The following is a 15,984-nucleotide window of genomic DNA, read 5'->3' as shown; positions in this document are numbered from 1 at the left end:
CATGAACTTAACCAGTACCGGTTTGGGATTAATCACGAGTAGATGTAAGAAGTTCCTTATTTGACAAATTTTAATGTATAATATCCCTGACCGTTTGATGTAATTGTATAGTTAACATAGCCGGCTTTCAACCACTCTTCCTTTGTTGCATTGGCCCAATTCTTAGCGTCTTGAATAGATGAAAAGGTGTGGCTTGTCGCAAAGGGATCTGCAGCTTTGGGCTTTTTTGGTGGTTGATTAGATCTGCTTTGCGTTTGATTTAACAGACTTTGTTCCTTGCTTTTAACTGATTGATTGGATTCCTGATTAATCCTTTCTTGTAATTGAGAGCGCTGTTGCCTGGTTATCCCGTTGTTATCAGCCTGATTCAGTTGCTTTTTGAACGAATTAACACGATTGCTTTCCAGCTTACTTGTCAGAGCGCCTTTGGTTTTTCGGTTCTTCAAGGCACTTTCCGACTTTTTAATCGTTCGGCTGATATTGTTTGTCGAGGAACGGTTTGACGACTTGCTACTGTCCCTTGTTAAGAACCAGCTGAGTGAAACTGCAATTCCAAGCGCAATAATTAGTATCAGAAGCGCAAACCACCAGCCGCTATATTGTCTTTTACGCTGACTGCTGCGGGTTTGCTCCGAGTTGAAATCATATTTTTTATACTGTGGTTCATTGTCATGCTTATTCACATCAATACCTCATTCTTACAGTTATCTTGCAAGTTAACCTAGTCGAATATATTATAACAGAAAGAGAAAACGTTGTACTTATTATAGGAGGATTCGAATCGTGACCAAAATTGAAACAAAGACATTCAGCGAATTAACGAACAGAGAATTATTCGATATTTATAAATTAAGGGTTGCAGTTTTTGTGGTTGAACAGAAATGTCCTTACCAAGAAGTTGATGATGATGACTTGATTTCCTATCATTTAACTTTTAGAGATGATACAGGAGACCTGATGGCTTACCTGAGAATTATTCCAGACGAGAAAGAAACTATTGCCAGGATCGGCAGAGTGATTGTTGCCAAGGATTATCGTGGTAAGGGGTTGGCAAAACAGCTGGTTCAAAAAGCACTCGAAGAATCTGTTCGATTAATACCAAATGCTAACAAGATTGTGTTGGCAGGGCAAGCCTATTTGAAAGATTTCTATCATTCATTTGGATTTCATGATGTAAGTGACGTGTATTTGGAGGATGATATTCCGCATATTGATATGGAAAAAAGTGTGTGAGGCAAAGCGGTTAACACCCGGAATATAAGGGATTGATTGGAGAAATCCCGGGTTTGGATTTTTCGAATCAATCCCTTATATGGAGTGGTGTTGCTTTGAGGAGCAGTCCTAAGTATAGTGTGCGGATCAAAGCGGTTAACGTTCGGAGTGTAAGGCGTTGATTTGGAAAATCCCGGTTCTGGATTTTTGAAATCAATCCCTTACATGCAGAACGTTGCTTTGAGGAGCAGTCCTAAAAAAGTGTGTGAGGCAAAGCGGTTAACACCCGGAATATCCCCAGCGTTGCACAATTCTCTCAATCCAGATATACTCATTAAAGATAAATTGAATATTGAACTTTTGGAAAGAGAAAATTCGATTATAACGATCATAAAATCGGTTAATCGGATATAGCATAATGAGGAGATTTTATGACCGATTCAGTTTTTGACAATCCTAATTTTGAAAAGATTCGCCCGAAAATGGATGATGCGATTGATTCACTGATTACACGTGTGAATAGTTTTTCTGATCGGGTCGTGGTGAGCCGGACAACACCTGAGTACCGGGAAATGATGCTTGAAAATGACGGCATTATGTTTTATCTGCCTACTTTGGCAATGGGAGACTCACTTCATTTTGACGATGATTTTTCAAAAGAACAACTTGCACAAAGCCGACTATTTCTTGACGTTGGTTTTACACCTGTTGGTAAAGACATTAGTTATATGAATATGTTGGTTAGCCTGGAAAAAGTTTATTCTGGTGTGCCATTGGATATCATTCAGGATGAGCATGCAACGGAGAGGCTTTATGGTGGTATTGCGGCAGTGAATCAATCCGATGAGCCATTGGGGCTGGCAATTCCTTTGGGATTTCCCCGTGGCAGACGGATCTTGGTGCATATCGGAGAGCATTGGCAAATTGCTAATAAAGAGATGCAAACAGTCACCGCAGATTTTGAACGTTTCTTTTTGATTGACCATTCGACTGAAAAAGACGGTTTTCCATTAATTGCCGGATTAAATGATTTTCTGCCCGAGACCCGACCGGACTGTATTTCCACTTTTGTCAGGGAATTGGTAAAACATGACCCTGAAGAGTTGCAAACCTATCTGCGAATTAATCATCTGCCAAAATATTTTGAAAAAGTCGGCATGTTTGTTAATTATCAGGGCGCTTTACAGTTCGGACTGCCCAAACAGGGAATTGAAAAACACTTTAATACGTCGGAATTAAATCGATATAACGGAGATGTTCGGGGGAGCAGTTATGACGAACCCGATGAAGTGATGCCGCCGCAAATCAAGTTTCGTTCCATGACGGAAGTCTGTCGAAGACTGATTGAAGAGTAGGTTGGGGTGCTTGGATAAAGCATCGTATTCAAAACAATTTCCGGCTTTATAGGCAATCGGACCATAACTATTTGATCGGTTGTTTATATGGCTAACAGATAACCGCCTTGAATCCCACTCTTCGCTATACTATAATTTAATTTGAACGTTAAGATCTTTAACTCCGGTCCCGTGAGGCCAGTAAGAATACGACATTTAAATCGGGTTATTGACCTGAATTAAAATCCATCATCTTACTGGTAATCCCGGGGATGATGGATTTTTTGATGAGTGAATGTTCCAAAATATATAAGGGGTGTTTAACAATAATGGCAGATAAAAATGAGTTTCATGATGACCGCGCAATTTTGGATATTCACGATATGCCGCCGTTCTGGCCGTGGGTTGGCCTTTCTCTTCAACACATGTTTTCAATGTTTGGGTCAACGGTAATTGTGCCTTTACTGGTTGGTTTAAGTCCAAGTATTGCGTTGTTTGCTTCCGGTGTCGGAACATTGCTACATATTATGATTACGCAACGAAAGATCCCGGCTTACATGGGATCAAGTTTTGCCTTTATTACACCAATGTATGCGCTAATGCATACCGCCGGCTATCCGGCGGTCGGTCAAGGAATTGTTGGTGTCGGAATTGTTTATATGATTGTTGCCGGCATTATCTGGGCGATTGGTTCGGATTGGGTAGATAAGATATTGCCACCAATTGTGGTTGGCCCCATTGTGATGGTGATTGGGCTCTCACTTGCCGGTAGTGCCGCTAAAGATGCCATGATGAAAGGCACACATTATAATTTGGAATATTTCATTATTGCATTGGTCACATTATTTTTGGCAATCGGATTCAACATGCTCTTTAAGGGCTTTATTGGGCTGATTCCCGTTTTACTTGCTATTGTTTGTGGTTATGTCATTTCAGCGATTTTCGGATTGGTGAATCTGCATGCGATCGCGGTTGCCCCGTGGTTTAAAATGCCGGCCTTTGAAATTCCCGGTTTGTCTTATCATTTTAAACTTGATTGGGCAGCAATTTTATCGATCACGCCAATTGCGTTTGTCACGATGACAGAGCACATGGGTCATATTATGGTCTTGGACGAATTAACCAATCGGGACTTCTTCAAGGATCCGGGTTTGAACAGAACCTTGGCCGGTGATGGTGCAGCTTCACTGTTTGCCGGTTTGGTTGGTGCGCCCGCCATGACCAGTTATGGTGAAAATATTGGGGTTATGGCCATTACCAAAATCCACAGTGTTTATGTGTTAATGGGAGCTGCCGGGTTTGCTATCCTGTTTGCTTTTGTGAACAAATTGAATGTATTGATCATGCAGATGCCGTTACCGGTTATTGGCGGGATCAGCTTCCTGCTGTTTGGTACGATTGCGACTGCCGGCATTCAGGTCATGGTTGAAAACAAGATTGATATGGGCTTAAAACGAAACTTGATGATTGCCTCAACGGTGATGGTGATCGGCATTGGGAATGCCTATCTTCAACTTGGTAAATTTCAATTTACAGGATTGGCCTTTGCAACAGTCATTGGCATTGTTTTGAATTTGATTTTGCCACAAAAGGCAGCCAGTGAAAGAGAACATGAAGCAAAATTGGCGTTGGACAAGAAATTGCATGAAGTTTCCGAAGATGTGACGGGACAAGACAAAAAGTGAAGACGCACTTGGACAGCTGAACGGCCTTCAACACAACCTTGATTTTTTCATCGTCCTTATTGTAAAATGGCCCCTAATATTCAGATATGGAGGGATCTTATGGAACAACCAAATGCACAGATTACTTATCGACATGCCAAAACGTCGCGTGATTTCGAAATTGCCAAGGCGTTATTTATTGAATATGGTCAGTCATTGCATATGGATTTAAGCTTTCAAAACTTTGACGATGAGTTGAATGAATTACCCAAACGGTATGGGGGATCAACGGGTGACCTAATTTTGGCATACGTTGATCAACAGTTGGCCGGCGGCATTGCAATCCATCGGTTTGAATCCGGGGTTGCGGAAATGAAGCGGTTATATGTTAGAACGCAGTTTCGAAGCCTGGGACTCGGTCATGAATTGGTTGCCAGAATTTTGGCAAGCGCCCAGAGCATGGGATATAAAACCGTTCGTCTGGATACGATTCCTCAAATGAAAGCGGCCCAGAAGATTTATCGGGAAGCCGGCTTTAAAGAGATTGCGCCTTACCGTTATAATCCGGTTGCCGGCACGATTTATTTGGAATGTTCATTAGATGAGTAGATTATTTTGCCAATGACTTTATTAATCCTAATGATTCCTGACATGGTATGATGCTATGTGAGGGGTGAGTTGAATGCAGGATAAAAAAATATACAGGGTTTTAGTGACTTCGATGATTGCGTTAGGTGGTGTCATTGCACTACAAACGCCAACGATGGCGGCAAAATGGACAAGCGGGATGCCTAAAATTTTGAAGGGAACGTTTACGTCCCGGTATTCCAAAAACGGGGGCTTTTATCCCACTTTGTCTGTTGATGCCAAGGGTGTGACGATTAAGACATTGCCGAAGTCGACGACTACCATTGAAAAGGTGTCTTACCGGCGAAGTACGCCGGTTTCCTATTTAGTTAAAGGAACTTATAAGAACGGTGGTCAGACGTATCTGAGAATGATGTTTGGCCCATACCAGGGTAAAACCAGAATTTCGTATAAAAGCAGTCATTTAGTCAATGGCCAGTTAAAATGGACAAAACATTACGCGGGATGGTTCTATCAAAAGTAAGATTGGGTTAGCTATTATCTCTTAAGATTAAAAATTAATAGTTGTTTCGCAAAATAGGATGACATCAATTCTGGCATATTGTCAGATTGATATCATCCTATTTTTTTGCTAACCCGATTTTGATAAAATGCTGGAAAATGCGATTTTTAGTAATTTTGCCGATGACTTTTTGATGATCATTTTGGTCAACCACAGGGAGTGAATCTACTTTTCGATCCAGTAATAGTTGACCGGCTTTAATAATTGGCATATCCGGCGTGACAGTGAAGATGTTGGGCATTCGTGTCATCACGGTGCTTGCGAGCGTTAAGGAAGCGTTTGTGTTGTTTAGTGTTGCCCGTAGTAAATCCTTACGTGAAATAAGACCGACCAAATGAAGATGTTCATCTACCACATATAGTGAGCCAACATCTTCGATAAAGAGGGTGTTAACGGCTTCTGTCAAGGTAGCCGCTTCCATGATCTTAGTTGGTTTTTGGAGAATTTCTGAAATAGACGTTTCAAATAATTGCTGGTAATTTAAAACCTTGTCCGGTGATTCATCATAGGTGTAGCCGATTTTAGGCTTGGCATCCAAAATACCGAAAGCCGTTAAAAGTCTCAAATCGGTTCGAATTGTCGGCATGCTGAGCTGGAGTTTGTCGGCAATTCTTTGGCTGGTAATCGGTTGCGCTGTTTTGACAATGTTGATAATTTGTTCTTGACGTGGGGTTAATTCCAAAGTAATCTCTCCAAATTTTAAATTGAGGTCTGTTGACAAGCATTTAATTGACAAGTTTATCATATCATAAAATAAGTTAAATAAAACGTCTTATTGATTCTTAATAGATTGATTAAAATATTTTTTTGATTGTTATAAAACGCAGAGTGACGAGCCTTGATCGACACTTTATTAAAACGTTCCTTTAAGGACGACTTGCATTATTAGAACGTCTCATATATGATAATGACACTTAATGAAATGTTTTAGTGAATTGAGAAAGGGCGTAATAGAATGAAATATATTTATACGTTTGAAGAAAGCAATAAGGATATGCGTCGTTTATTAGGCGGAAAGGGAGCTAATTTGGCTCAAATGACCAATCTGGGGTTTCCGGTGCCAAGTGGTTTTACAATTTCAACAGAAGCCTGCAACGCCTTTTATAAGAATCACAATCAATTAAATGATGATAATTTAGATCAAATAAAAGAAGCACTGGATCAGTTAAGCCAAAAGGTCGGTAAAAGCTTTGACAGTCCAAGCGCACCATTACTGGTATCGGTTCGCTCTGGAGCCGCAATTTCAATGCCCGGTATGATGGATACGATTTTAAATATTGGGCTAAACGATCAGACAGTGGCAGCTCTTGCTAAAATAACGGCTAATGAACGATTTGCCTATGACAGTTATCGCCGGCTATTGGCCATGTTTGGCAACGTGGTCGAAGGTATTTCGGAAGCAACTTTTGATATGGTCATTGAGAATTTGAAACAACAAAATCACTATCAATCTGATTTGGATCTAACCACCGATGATTTAAAACAAATTGTAAGCGAATTCAAAAAGATTTATATGAATGAGTTGCATCGGGAATTTCCTCAAGACCCTACAGAACAGTTATTGGCAGCCATTAACTCGGTATTTGAATCATGGAATAATCATCGGGCCAAAATTTATCGTCGTGAGAATAATATTCCCAGCTTTTTAGGGACCGCCGTTAATGTGCAGATGATGGTCTTCGGAAATGCCGGCAAAGATTCCGGCACCGGTGTGGCCTTTACCAGAGATCCTGCTACTGGGGAAAAACAGTTATTTGGTGAGTACCTATTGAATGCGCAGGGAGAAGATGTAGTTGCTGGGATTCGAACACCGCAGCCAATCAGTACATTAAGGGAAACAATGCCGCATCTCTATGAGCAATTTGTAGCAATTGCGGCCAAGCTTGAATTTTATTATCGTGATATGCAAGATTTGGAATTTACAATTGAAAACGGGAAGCTTTATATGCTTCAGGCCAGGGATGGTAAACGTACGCCAACAGCTGCCGTTAAGATTGCTGTGGATATGGTTGATGAGGGCCTGATTTCCAGGCAGGAGGCACTTATGCGGATTAAACCAGAGTCCGTACAGGCAATTCTTTATCCCGAATTCGATGAGCAGGAGCTTGCTAAAAATGACATTGTCGCCAGTGGCTTGCCGGCTTCTCCTGGTGCCGCCACCGGTCGCGTTTATTTCACGGCTGAGGCAGCTAAGGCTGCTCATGATGAGAAACACCAGGCAGTTATTCTGGTCCGTCAAGATACCTCCCCGGAAGATATTGAAGGAATGGTTGTTAGTGAAGCAATCGTGACGTCGCGTGGCGGTATGACTTCTCATGCGGCTGTGGTAGCGCGGGGAATGGGAACACCGGCTACAGTGGGCGTCAATCATTTACAAGTGGATTATCAGCACAAAACTGCATCATTTTCAGGTCATCAGTTACATGAAGGCGATTGGCTTTCAGTTGATGGCACACAGGGTAACATTTATATCGGTCAGATTAAAACCACTGATATGGCCGTTAATGAGAATTTATCGACGCTGTTGGGATGGGCAAAACAGGAAAGTCACCTTGGTGTTTATGCAAACGCTGATACGCCGGCAGATTTTTCTCAGGCCTTGAAGTTTGATGCTGACGGCATTGGGTTGGCGCGAACCGAGCATATGTTTTTCAAGCCGGAACGGTTACTCGAGATGCGTCGTTTAATTATTGCAGAAAATGCCGAAGCAAGAAAGTTGCCGCTAAAGCGATTATTGGACATGCAACAGGGCGATTTTTACGGATTGTATAAATTATCGGAAGGCCGTTCAGTAACAATTCGATTGCTCGATCCACCTCTACATGAATTCTTGCCGCATGATGAAAAAGAGATTCATGAAGTTGCGGCACAACTGGATATCGAACCAGCGTACCTGGCGCAGCGGGTTGACGCCTTAAAGGAATTGAACCCAATGTTGGGACATCGTGGGGATCGATTGGCGGTCACCTTCCCGGATATCTATCAGATGCAAGTTCGGGCAATTATTGGTGCTGCCCTGCAACTGTTAGACGAAAATGTGATTATTGAACCACATATTATGATTCCGTTAACCGGTTCAAAAGCGGAAATGAGTTGGGTTAGAGAGTTAGTTGTGAAGCAGATTGAACAGCTCTTTGATGAGAAGAATGCCCGTCTGCAATACACGGTTGGCACAATGATGGAAATGCCACGGGCTTGCCTGACGGCTGATAAAGTTGCGGAGGTTTCCGACTTCTTCAGTTTTGGCACAAATGATCTGACACAATTGACATTCGGATTTTCACGGGATGATGTGAGTTCTTTTATGCCGGAATATATCAAACAAGGTATTTTACCGGCCGATCCATTCCAAACAGTTGATGTTGAGGGGGTCGGTCAGCTGATGAAGATGGCGGTAGAAAAGGGGCGCTTTACCAAACCAAGATTGCCTATCGGTGTCTGTGGTGAAATTGGTGGCGATCCCAAATCAATTGAATTCTTTGAACAACTTGATGTTTCGTATGTTTCGTGCTCGCCATTTCGAGTACCGGTTGCCAGATTGGCTGCTGCTCAGGCCCATCTAAGGAATAAGCGGGTGGTTTCTCAATCTGTGAGTGTCAATCCGGTTAGATAAAAAAGAGAGTGGGAAAAGGGCGGTTAACTTTCAGAGTGTCATCATCGTGATGAAATGAAACGGGACTGGACAAAATTACTTTTGTCTCAGTCCCGTTCACGCTGTCAAAGTATCATTGTAAAGACCTTTTAAGCGTATTCTAATTTAGAATCTTGGACGGTCAAAACCGTGTCCGTGAGGTCCACCATGAGGGCCACCGAAACCGGGACCGCCAAAGCCATGATGGTGATGACGATGACCTGGAAAACCATCTGGTCGTTCATCACGAGCAGGGAGTTTCTCTTTAAGTGATCCGTTCAATTTATCGAACAGACCGTTTAATTGGTCGATTTCTTCGTCGGAAAGACCATCAAAAATCGAATTAATCAAATCGTCGGAAGAGCTGTCGTCACTTTCGATTGCTTTTTTACCTTCATCCGTCAGGGAAACATTGGTAACACGCTTATCGTTTTCGTCGGGGGTGCGGTTGATCAAACCGCGATCTTCCAACTTGGACAATAATTCGGTTAGCGAGGATGGACGAATGTCCAAAATTTCAGCTAGTTGTGATTGAATCAAAGATCCTTCTTTAGCCAAAACGTGCAGTACCCGGTGCTGTCCTCTTAACTGGTAAGGACGAGCCGAATGCCGAGCAAGGCGTTGTGAGCCGTGAAGGAAACCAAAGATTTTTCGCAATAAATCATTTTTGTCTGTCATATAAAAATCTCCTTCAAATTATTTTCTTAGGTACCTAACAATGAGTAGTATATTCCCTTGGACAAAAAAGGTCAACGATTTTGTTTCGGTACCTAATTAGTGTAAAAATAACAATATAGGTTGATAAAAAGACAGTAAAAAAGGCTCAGGCAAAATTTGCTTGAACCTTTTAATCGTGCTGAATGACCGGTTAGTATCTATTATTTATCATCCACACAAAGTCGTTTAATCGCTTCGGCATAGATGTCCATGGCTTTGAACATGGATTTGAGTTCCCAGTTTTCGTTGACTTGATGCATGAAGTCCGGCGTGCCGGGTAACATGGCGCCATATGCAACACAATTGTGCATTGTTCGGGCGTAAGTGGCACCTCCGGAAATCTGTGGCTGAGTATCATCTCCGGTAAGATCTTTATAGGTAGCCATCAACGTTTTGACCAAGTGACTGTCAGTTGGCACGTAGAGTGGTGCCAGATAGTCAAATGCTTCGTAGTGTAACCCGTATGGATCAACGGCGGTCTTTAATTTATCAATCAAATCATCGCGGTCAACCGTTACCGGAATCCGCATGTCGATTTGCATCCGGGTTTCTTGCTTATCAATCTTCAAGCTGGAAATATTAAATGTCAGATGCCCCGATTGTTTGTCTTCGATATTACCTAAAACATTGGTACCGGTTGCGTCCTCTTTGAATAATTTACCAAGGAAATCAAGGGTTTTGCTTGGAAAGACTTCGTCCAATGCGATAGCCAATCTCAAGACAGCGTTGGTCCCTTGTGGTGCATTCATGGCATGAACGGACTTGCCCAATACGGTAATACCGTCAGCACCGTTATTCTCATATTTGAAATGGTGGACATCCAGTGCCTGCTTAACTTCTACTAATTTTGGCCCGTTATAACTGGCTTTTGCAGGAACTGCATTGAATGCGCCTTGTAGGTCGACTGTGAGATCGTCCTGTCCGGGACCAACCAAGTAGGCTTGTTCCAATCCCTTTTCAGCGTAAATCAGTGGAAATTCTGCATCCGGCGCAATTCCTAAATTAATCGGCTTTTCGTTCTTGTTATAAACTTTCATGTCACGCCATAACGTTTCTTCGTCGGTTCCAAAGATAAAACGGATCGTCTTATTAAAGTGGTAGCCTTGATCCACAAGGGCTTTAACGGCAAACATGGCTGCCATTGAAGGCCCTTTGTCATCTTGGGTGCCCCGACCGAAGATATGGCCATCGACAACGGTTGCGTCAAAGGGGTTATGATCCCAATCATTTGGATCACCGGTTGGCACAACATCAACGTGGCCGATAATCCCAAATGTTTCGTCTCCGGAACCGATTTCTGCATAACCATAATTACCTTTTGGATCTTTGTAGGTCTTAAAGCCATTTTCATCGGCAATCTTTAAAACCTCTGTTAAAGCGTCATCGATGCCCTTGCCAAACGGGGTTGTCTCTGTGACGGTATCGTCATCGTGAACGGATGGCTTGCTGACAAGGCGTTTTAAAGCGTCGACAGCTTGATTTTGTTGTGTTTCGGTAACAATTTTTTGCATAATAGTGACCTCCTGTTAAGTTAACAATGTAGACTTGATTTTTTGGCTGATTAGCGCAAAGAGTTGTTAATGAGAATCAGATCATTCACTTATCATTAGTCGAATTTTAGCGACACAATAAAATTCATTGACCAAAGATGACCAATGAATTTTATTAAATCTTACATTACAGTAATGCCATAACACCAAGGAAGATAGCGGTTGTCAGGAACAAGTAAATCATTAACTTGAACATGAATTTCCACCAAACGGTGATGTTGACGTTGGCGATTGCCAAGGCACCCATAACGACACCGGAAGTTGGGGTAATCAAGTTAACCCAACCAGAGGCGCTTTGATAGGCAGTGACAACCAGGCTTGGGTCAACGCCGGCAAACTTACCCATTGGTCCAATGATACCCATCGTAGCGGCAGCAAGGCCGGATGTGGATGGAATCAGGAAGGACATTGGAATGTAGAAGATATAAGCAAGAATGATGAAGACAACTGAGCCGAGATTTGAAAGCCCCATTTCACCCCAGTGAAGAACCGTTGCAGTGATGTTTCCGTCGTTCATGATTACTTGAATTCCACGAGCAACAGCCACGATGATTGCAACACCTAAGAATTCGCCCATACCGTTTAGGAATGAGTCTACAAAGGTACTTTCTTTCATCTTGAAGACGAACATAATAATGACCGACATCAAGAAGAATAGGGTTGTAATTTCAGTGAAGTACCAGGAACCGAATGGTACCAGATTTGACCCAATCAAGTCGCCTAAGACAGGAATACCTTGCAACCACTTAGTGAAGCTGGCAAAGAATGTCCATTTGGCATTGATTTGATCCCAAGGAATCAACCCGATAATCATTAGCAGGAAGGTTAATCCGAATAACCAGAGAACAGCTTTTTGACGACCGGACATCTTTGCACCGGATTGATCTTTATGATCCAATGCGAATCGTTTGAGATCGTCTTCTCTTTGATCAAAGACGATTGACTGAGCTGGATCCTTTTCAATCTTCGAAGCGTAACGATAAACGTAGAAAATACTAATTGCAACAGTGATAATTAACAACACAATTCGTGACAGAATGCCATCACCCGGTGAGATGTTAAGCGTTTGTGAAGCAACCCCCGTTGCAAACGGGTTAACCGTTGATGCTAGACATCCCACTTGAGAACCGACCAGAACAATTGCGACAGCCACCATTTTATCAAAACCAACCCCGATCATAACCGGAATGAGTAGTGGATAAAAGGCAATGGTTTCTTCAGCCATACCGTATGTTGAACCACCAAGGGCAAATAAGATCATTAATAATGGAATTAAAATCTTTTCCTTGCCTTTGTATTTGGAAACAACCGACGAGATGCCGTCGTCCAATGCTTTGGTTTGATTAACAACGCCCAAGAAACCACCGATTACCAGAATAAACAGTGAAATTGAGATGGCCCCTTCAGTATGATCATTACCGATCATCCCATAAATCGGAGCCGTGAAAACATCCCAGATTCCCTGAGGATTAGACGCTACCGCTTTATAGGTATGCGCAATAATGTTTCCCGCTTTGTCAGTTGAATACTGACCGGCAGGAATAATCCAAGTCAAAATAGCAACAAGAATGATAATCAGAAATAAGATGGTATACGCAGAAGGCATCTTAAATTTCTTTCTTGGTGTTGCTTGTTGTTTGTTTTCCATGTTGTTCACTTCCTTTTCTTTTATCTGAGTTAATTTTACAAAATATCTATTAATTTTCCGTGAACAAATAAAGAAGAATTTATATAGTATTTCACAATTAACTTTAATAAAGAAGATACCTTCTGCACGGTATCAGTGTATTTCAAACGCTTACAAATGTGAAATGTTTGCATCTTTAAATTTGCACAATCTAGAAAAAAGTGTGAATTAATCGTGAAGAAGCTGAGAAACCCTTCTTTCTTGATTGTTTGTACCAATTTGTCATAAAAAGTAGAGCCGCAAGGATAAGTCATTATGGCAATAAGAAGATTGTTGCTACAAAAAAGAGGGGATGGACAAAGCGATGTTTGTCACAACCTCTCTTGGGAGTCATTCATTTAGTTATTTGAAATGTAAGTATGAGGTGACTTTTTCTCGAAATTAATAAAGCTTACCAGTAACCAAGTAATTTAGTCAGCTTTGCTCGATTAATATCCCGTTGTGACAGGGAATTTTTAAATTCTGCGTAACTTCCGTCTACTTTAGCCCGTTTCCATGTGTATTTAAAATCAGGTCCGGCAGTTTCGGAATCCGAAAACATGATATCGGTTGTGTACGGTGAATGATCAAGGCCGAGACTGTGACCTAATTCATGGGTGATAATGGCGATCCAGTAGTTAATGTATTGCTGTTTATAGGTACTTGAATTGGGATTGCCAGCGCCGGGCATCTCTTTATTGAGAGCTGCTTGGTAAGTGTTGGGGACGTAGTTTACATTGTCAAAATCGTCTTTGTTGATCCAAAGGCTGTTATCCTGATACATACCGTCCCATTCTTCACTGGCGCCATTATATTTCCATTTTACGGTGATGGTTTTGTGGGATTTGGTACCAAGGTTAAATACTTTGGTGCCCAACGCCTTGTTCCAGTTCTGCATAGCGGCGTACATGTATCTCTTCAGTATAGGTGATGACGTGTAAACGTAGGCTTCTTGGGCGTCTCCGAAAACGCTGTAGGGGCTCATTTTCTCAACGTTATAGTTTTTATCGAATAGTGCACCGTATTTTGCGTAGGTTGCCTGGCTAAAGTGGCGCACTTTGGCGGTTGGATTGAGATCCGGTGTTTGTTTAATGGCAGAAACAACGGTTGATCTAGATGTAGCTTTTGATTTAGCAGCCACTGTCTGAGTAACGGCAACAGAATCAGGTAAAACTGCTTGCGCAAACGGTAGTGTTGGTGCTAATAAAATTGTGACAGCGAGTGATAACAGCCATTCTTTCTTTCCCATGATAAACCTCCCAAGATAACATCTATTTCAACAAGATCATATCATTGTGATTATAGTGATTCAAGCGCAAGGACAAGTGTGCGCAGCAAAGCGGTTAACATTCGGCACAAAAAACGATCTTTTGCCCACAAATTAAAATGGTGGTGCGGTATGATAGGCATAACTATTTATGGAGGCGACTAGAGATGAAAATTATAGATTTGGATGGGTTTGCACTCAATCCCGGTGATTTGAGTTGGGATGGATTTAAGCAATTCGGGGATTTCAAAAATTATGACCGGACGGAAGAAAACGATGCGACCATTCTTGAACGCATTGGGGATGCTGAAATTGTACTGACAAATAAAACGCCTCTGGATAAAAAAGTGATTAATGAGGCACCAAAGTTAAAGTACATCGGTGTTCTTGCGACAGGGTATAATGTGGTTGATATAGCAGCTGCCAAAGACAATAATGTCGTGGTCACCAATATCCCAAGCTATGGCACGGATGCAGTTGCCCAACACACTTTTGCGCTGCTGCTTGAAATTACAAATCAGGTCGGATTGCACAGTGAAGCCGTTCGGAATGGTGAATGGAGTTCGGCAACTGATTTTACTTTTTGGAAAACGCCACTTATTTCGTTAACAGGAAAGACACTTGGGATTATCGGATATGGTCATATTGGTCAGGCAACGGCTCAAATTGCCCATTCATTCGGGATGAACATAATCTTTTATAATCATCATGAACGGGAAGTAAGTGAGGATTGGCTCAAACAGGTCAGTTTGGAAGATGTATTGACCAAATCGGATATTGTTAGTTTGCATACACCGCAAACACCTCAAACTGAAGAAATGATAAATCAAGCGACAATTGCGAAAATGCAGGATGGCGTTATTCTTCTCAATACAGCCCGTGGTGGGTTGATCAACGAAAATGATGTGGCAAATGCACTAAATAGCGGCAAAATATACGCTTATGGTGCAGATGTCACTACCCAGGAACCGATTAATGCTGACAATCCACTATTAACGGCTAAAAACGTGTTCCTGACACCGCATATTGCATGGGCGGCAACTGAAATTCGTGAACGTCTTATGGGAATTGCAGTTGAAAATCTAAAAGCCTTTATTGCCGGTCAATCCAGGAATGTGGTAAACAAGTAACAGCCTTAATCAGGGCGTCACATTTTTTGATCTCTAAACAAAAAAGCGCATCAAGACAGTGGTGGGCAAACCCTTGCCGTCCGACTGTCTCGATGCGTCTTTTTCTTATTCTTTTAAAGTTCGTTGATGCTTTTTTAATTTTTTTAATGCCCAATCATAATGACTGGAAGTGGCTGAAACACAGTAACTGCCGACAGAAGTGGTACCGGTCCAAGGAAAATATCTTTTGGTGAATAACGCCTCATCACTAAATTGGTTAATTAAAGTCATCACCTTTGTGTGGCTTTCGGCAATCATCGCTTTGGCGTCATTTAATGACGTATCCTGATGCTTTTTTTGCAATTGAACATTCATATCACCATAGGTTCGCCAAGTGTAAGGAACCGGCAGAAAATCTGCCTGATGATGATTGACGTGATTTTCTTCAACCCAGTTGAGTAACAGTTGATGCCACTCGTATAGGTGAATTAACACATCACGAACATTACGATCCCGATCCTCAAACGAAAAAATTTGCTGTTCCTGCTCAGGTGTGAATTGATCAATTAAGGACGACATTTTTTTGAAATTATCTTGAGATTGTGAAAGCAAAGCCCTTTTGGTTTGTGGACGTGCCATTTTCGATCACCTCGATATCATGAGTAAGAGTTGACTGGTTACTTA

At 41.9% G+C, this 15,984-nt stretch carries 14 protein-coding genes; 7 read left to right on the top strand and 7 right to left on the bottom strand.

Annotated features, from left to right (window positions below; genetic code table 11):
- Window positions 1-56: 56 nt before the first annotated feature.
- On the bottom strand, window positions 57-683 hold the full coding sequence (locus tag GQR93_RS11905) for a hypothetical protein (RefSeq protein WP_004466491.1): 627 nt from the start codon (window positions 681-683) through the stop codon (window positions 57-59).
- Window positions 684-783: 100 nt separating this feature from the next.
- Between GQR93_RS11905 and GQR93_RS11900 the strand changes: the two genes are divergently transcribed.
- The 5 genes from GQR93_RS11900 (at window position 784) to GQR93_RS11880 (ending at window position 5,321) form a co-directional block, all read left to right on the top strand.
- Window positions 784-1,233: a GNAT family N-acetyltransferase gene (locus GQR93_RS11900; RefSeq protein WP_004466492.1), complete on the top strand. Its 450-nt coding sequence runs from the start codon at window positions 784-786 to the stop codon at window positions 1,231-1,233.
- A gap of 410 nt (window positions 1,234-1,643) precedes the next feature.
- The gene (locus GQR93_RS11895) at window positions 1,644-2,567 is read left to right on the top strand and encodes a hypothetical protein (RefSeq protein ID WP_003559107.1); all 924 of its coding nucleotides are present in this window, start codon (window positions 1,644-1,646) and stop codon (window positions 2,565-2,567) included.
- Between the two features lie 308 nt (window positions 2,568-2,875).
- A complete protein-coding gene (locus tag GQR93_RS11890; protein WP_166427833.1) occupies window positions 2,876-4,231 on the top strand; it encodes a uracil-xanthine permease family protein in 1,356 nt (451 codons plus the stop codon).
- A 99-nt stretch (window positions 4,232-4,330) separates the two neighbouring features.
- Entirely contained in the window at window positions 4,331-4,819 is a 489-nt protein-coding gene (locus GQR93_RS11885; RefSeq protein WP_035444659.1) for a GNAT family N-acetyltransferase, read from the top strand.
- Between the two features lie 73 nt (window positions 4,820-4,892).
- A complete protein-coding gene (locus GQR93_RS11880; RefSeq protein ID WP_003559113.1) occupies window positions 4,893-5,321 on the top strand; it encodes a hypothetical protein in 429 nt (142 codons plus the stop codon).
- A gap of 97 nt (window positions 5,322-5,418) precedes the next feature.
- On the opposite strand, the gene GQR93_RS11875 is transcribed toward GQR93_RS11880, so the two are convergent.
- A complete protein-coding gene (locus GQR93_RS11875) occupies window positions 5,419-6,042 on the bottom strand; it encodes a CBS domain-containing protein (RefSeq protein ID WP_035444660.1) in 624 nt (207 codons plus the stop codon).
- A 273-nt stretch (window positions 6,043-6,315) separates the two neighbouring features.
- On the opposite strand from GQR93_RS11875, the gene ppdK reads away from it, so the two are divergent.
- The gene (gene ppdK, locus GQR93_RS11870) at window positions 6,316-8,973 is read left to right on the top strand and encodes a pyruvate, phosphate dikinase (protein ID WP_004466500.1); all 2,658 of its coding nucleotides are present in this window, start codon (window positions 6,316-6,318) and stop codon (window positions 8,971-8,973) included.
- 144 nt (window positions 8,974-9,117) lie between these two features.
- Here the strand turns inward: ppdK and GQR93_RS11865 are convergent, their stop codons facing one another.
- From GQR93_RS11865 to GQR93_RS11850, 4 genes are all read right to left on the bottom strand, one after another.
- Window positions 9,118-9,669: a MarR family winged helix-turn-helix transcriptional regulator gene (locus GQR93_RS11865; RefSeq protein WP_004466502.1), complete on the bottom strand. Its 552-nt coding sequence runs from the start codon at window positions 9,667-9,669 to the stop codon at window positions 9,118-9,120.
- A 200-nt stretch (window positions 9,670-9,869) separates the two neighbouring features.
- The gene (locus GQR93_RS11860) at window positions 9,870-11,219 is read right to left on the bottom strand and encodes a M20 family metallopeptidase (protein WP_004466504.1); all 1,350 of its coding nucleotides are present in this window, start codon (window positions 11,217-11,219) and stop codon (window positions 9,870-9,872) included.
- 166 nt (window positions 11,220-11,385) lie between these two features.
- Window positions 11,386-12,906, bottom strand: a complete 1,521-nt coding sequence (locus tag GQR93_RS11855) for a YfcC family protein (protein WP_004466506.1) — start codon at window positions 12,904-12,906, stop codon at window positions 11,386-11,388.
- A 430-nt stretch (window positions 12,907-13,336) separates the two neighbouring features.
- Entirely contained in the window at window positions 13,337-14,173 is an 837-nt protein-coding gene (locus GQR93_RS11850; protein WP_004466508.1) for a matrixin family metalloprotease, read from the bottom strand.
- 185 nt (window positions 14,174-14,358) lie between these two features.
- Between GQR93_RS11850 and GQR93_RS11845 the strand changes: the two genes are divergently transcribed.
- A complete protein-coding gene (locus GQR93_RS11845) occupies window positions 14,359-15,321 on the top strand; it encodes a D-2-hydroxyacid dehydrogenase (RefSeq protein WP_225430324.1) in 963 nt (320 codons plus the stop codon).
- 105 nt (window positions 15,322-15,426) lie between these two features.
- Here GQR93_RS11845 and GQR93_RS11840 read toward each other — a convergent pair whose 3' ends face one another.
- The gene (locus GQR93_RS11840) at window positions 15,427-15,939 is read right to left on the bottom strand and encodes a ClbS/DfsB family four-helix bundle protein (RefSeq protein ID WP_004466512.1); all 513 of its coding nucleotides are present in this window, start codon (window positions 15,937-15,939) and stop codon (window positions 15,427-15,429) included.
- Window positions 15,940-15,984: the final 45 nt, after the last annotated feature.

It is taken from the genome of Lentilactobacillus hilgardii (assembly GCF_009832765.1).
In the GTDB taxonomy this organism is placed as follows: Bacteria; Bacillota; Bacilli; order Lactobacillales; family Lactobacillaceae; genus Lentilactobacillus; species Lentilactobacillus hilgardii.
The sequence above is the reverse complement of the archived record's forward strand: the minus strand, read 5'-3'. Positions and strand labels throughout refer to the sequence as shown.

Excerpts from the sequence above, each read along its gene's own strand:
- GQR93_RS11895 (WP_003559107.1), top strand. The coding sequence starts at position 1,644 with ATGACCGATTCAGTTTTTGACAATCCTAATTTTGAAAAGATTCGCCCG.
- GQR93_RS11890 (WP_166427833.1), top strand. The coding sequence starts at position 2,876 with ATGGCAGATAAAAATGAGTTTCATGATGACCGCGCAATTTTGGATATT.
- GQR93_RS11885 (WP_035444659.1), top strand. The coding sequence starts at position 4,331 with ATGGAACAACCAAATGCACAGATTACTTATCGACATGCCAAAACGTCG.
- GQR93_RS11880 (WP_003559113.1), top strand. The coding sequence starts at position 4,893 with ATGCAGGATAAAAAAATATACAGGGTTTTAGTGACTTCGATGATTGCG.
- ppdK (WP_004466500.1), top strand. The coding sequence starts at position 6,316 with ATGAAATATATTTATACGTTTGAAGAAAGCAATAAGGATATGCGTCGT.
- GQR93_RS11865 (WP_004466502.1), bottom strand. The coding sequence starts at position 9,669 with ATGACAGACAAAAATGATTTATTGCGAAAAATCTTTGGTTTCCTTCAC.
- GQR93_RS11860 (WP_004466504.1), bottom strand. The coding sequence starts at position 11,219 with ATGCAAAAAATTGTTACCGAAACACAACAAAATCAAGCTGTCGACGCT.
- GQR93_RS11855 (WP_004466506.1), bottom strand. The coding sequence starts at position 12,906 with ATGGAAAACAAACAACAAGCAACACCAAGAAAGAAATTTAAGATGCCT.
- GQR93_RS11850 (WP_004466508.1), bottom strand. The coding sequence starts at position 14,173 with ATGGGAAAGAAAGAATGGCTGTTATCACTCGCTGTCACAATTTTATTA.
- GQR93_RS11845 (WP_225430324.1), top strand. The coding sequence starts at position 14,359 with ATGAAAATTATAGATTTGGATGGGTTTGCACTCAATCCCGGTGATTTG.
- GQR93_RS11840 (WP_004466512.1), bottom strand. The coding sequence starts at position 15,939 with ATGGCACGTCCACAAACCAAAAGGGCTTTGCTTTCACAATCTCAAGAT.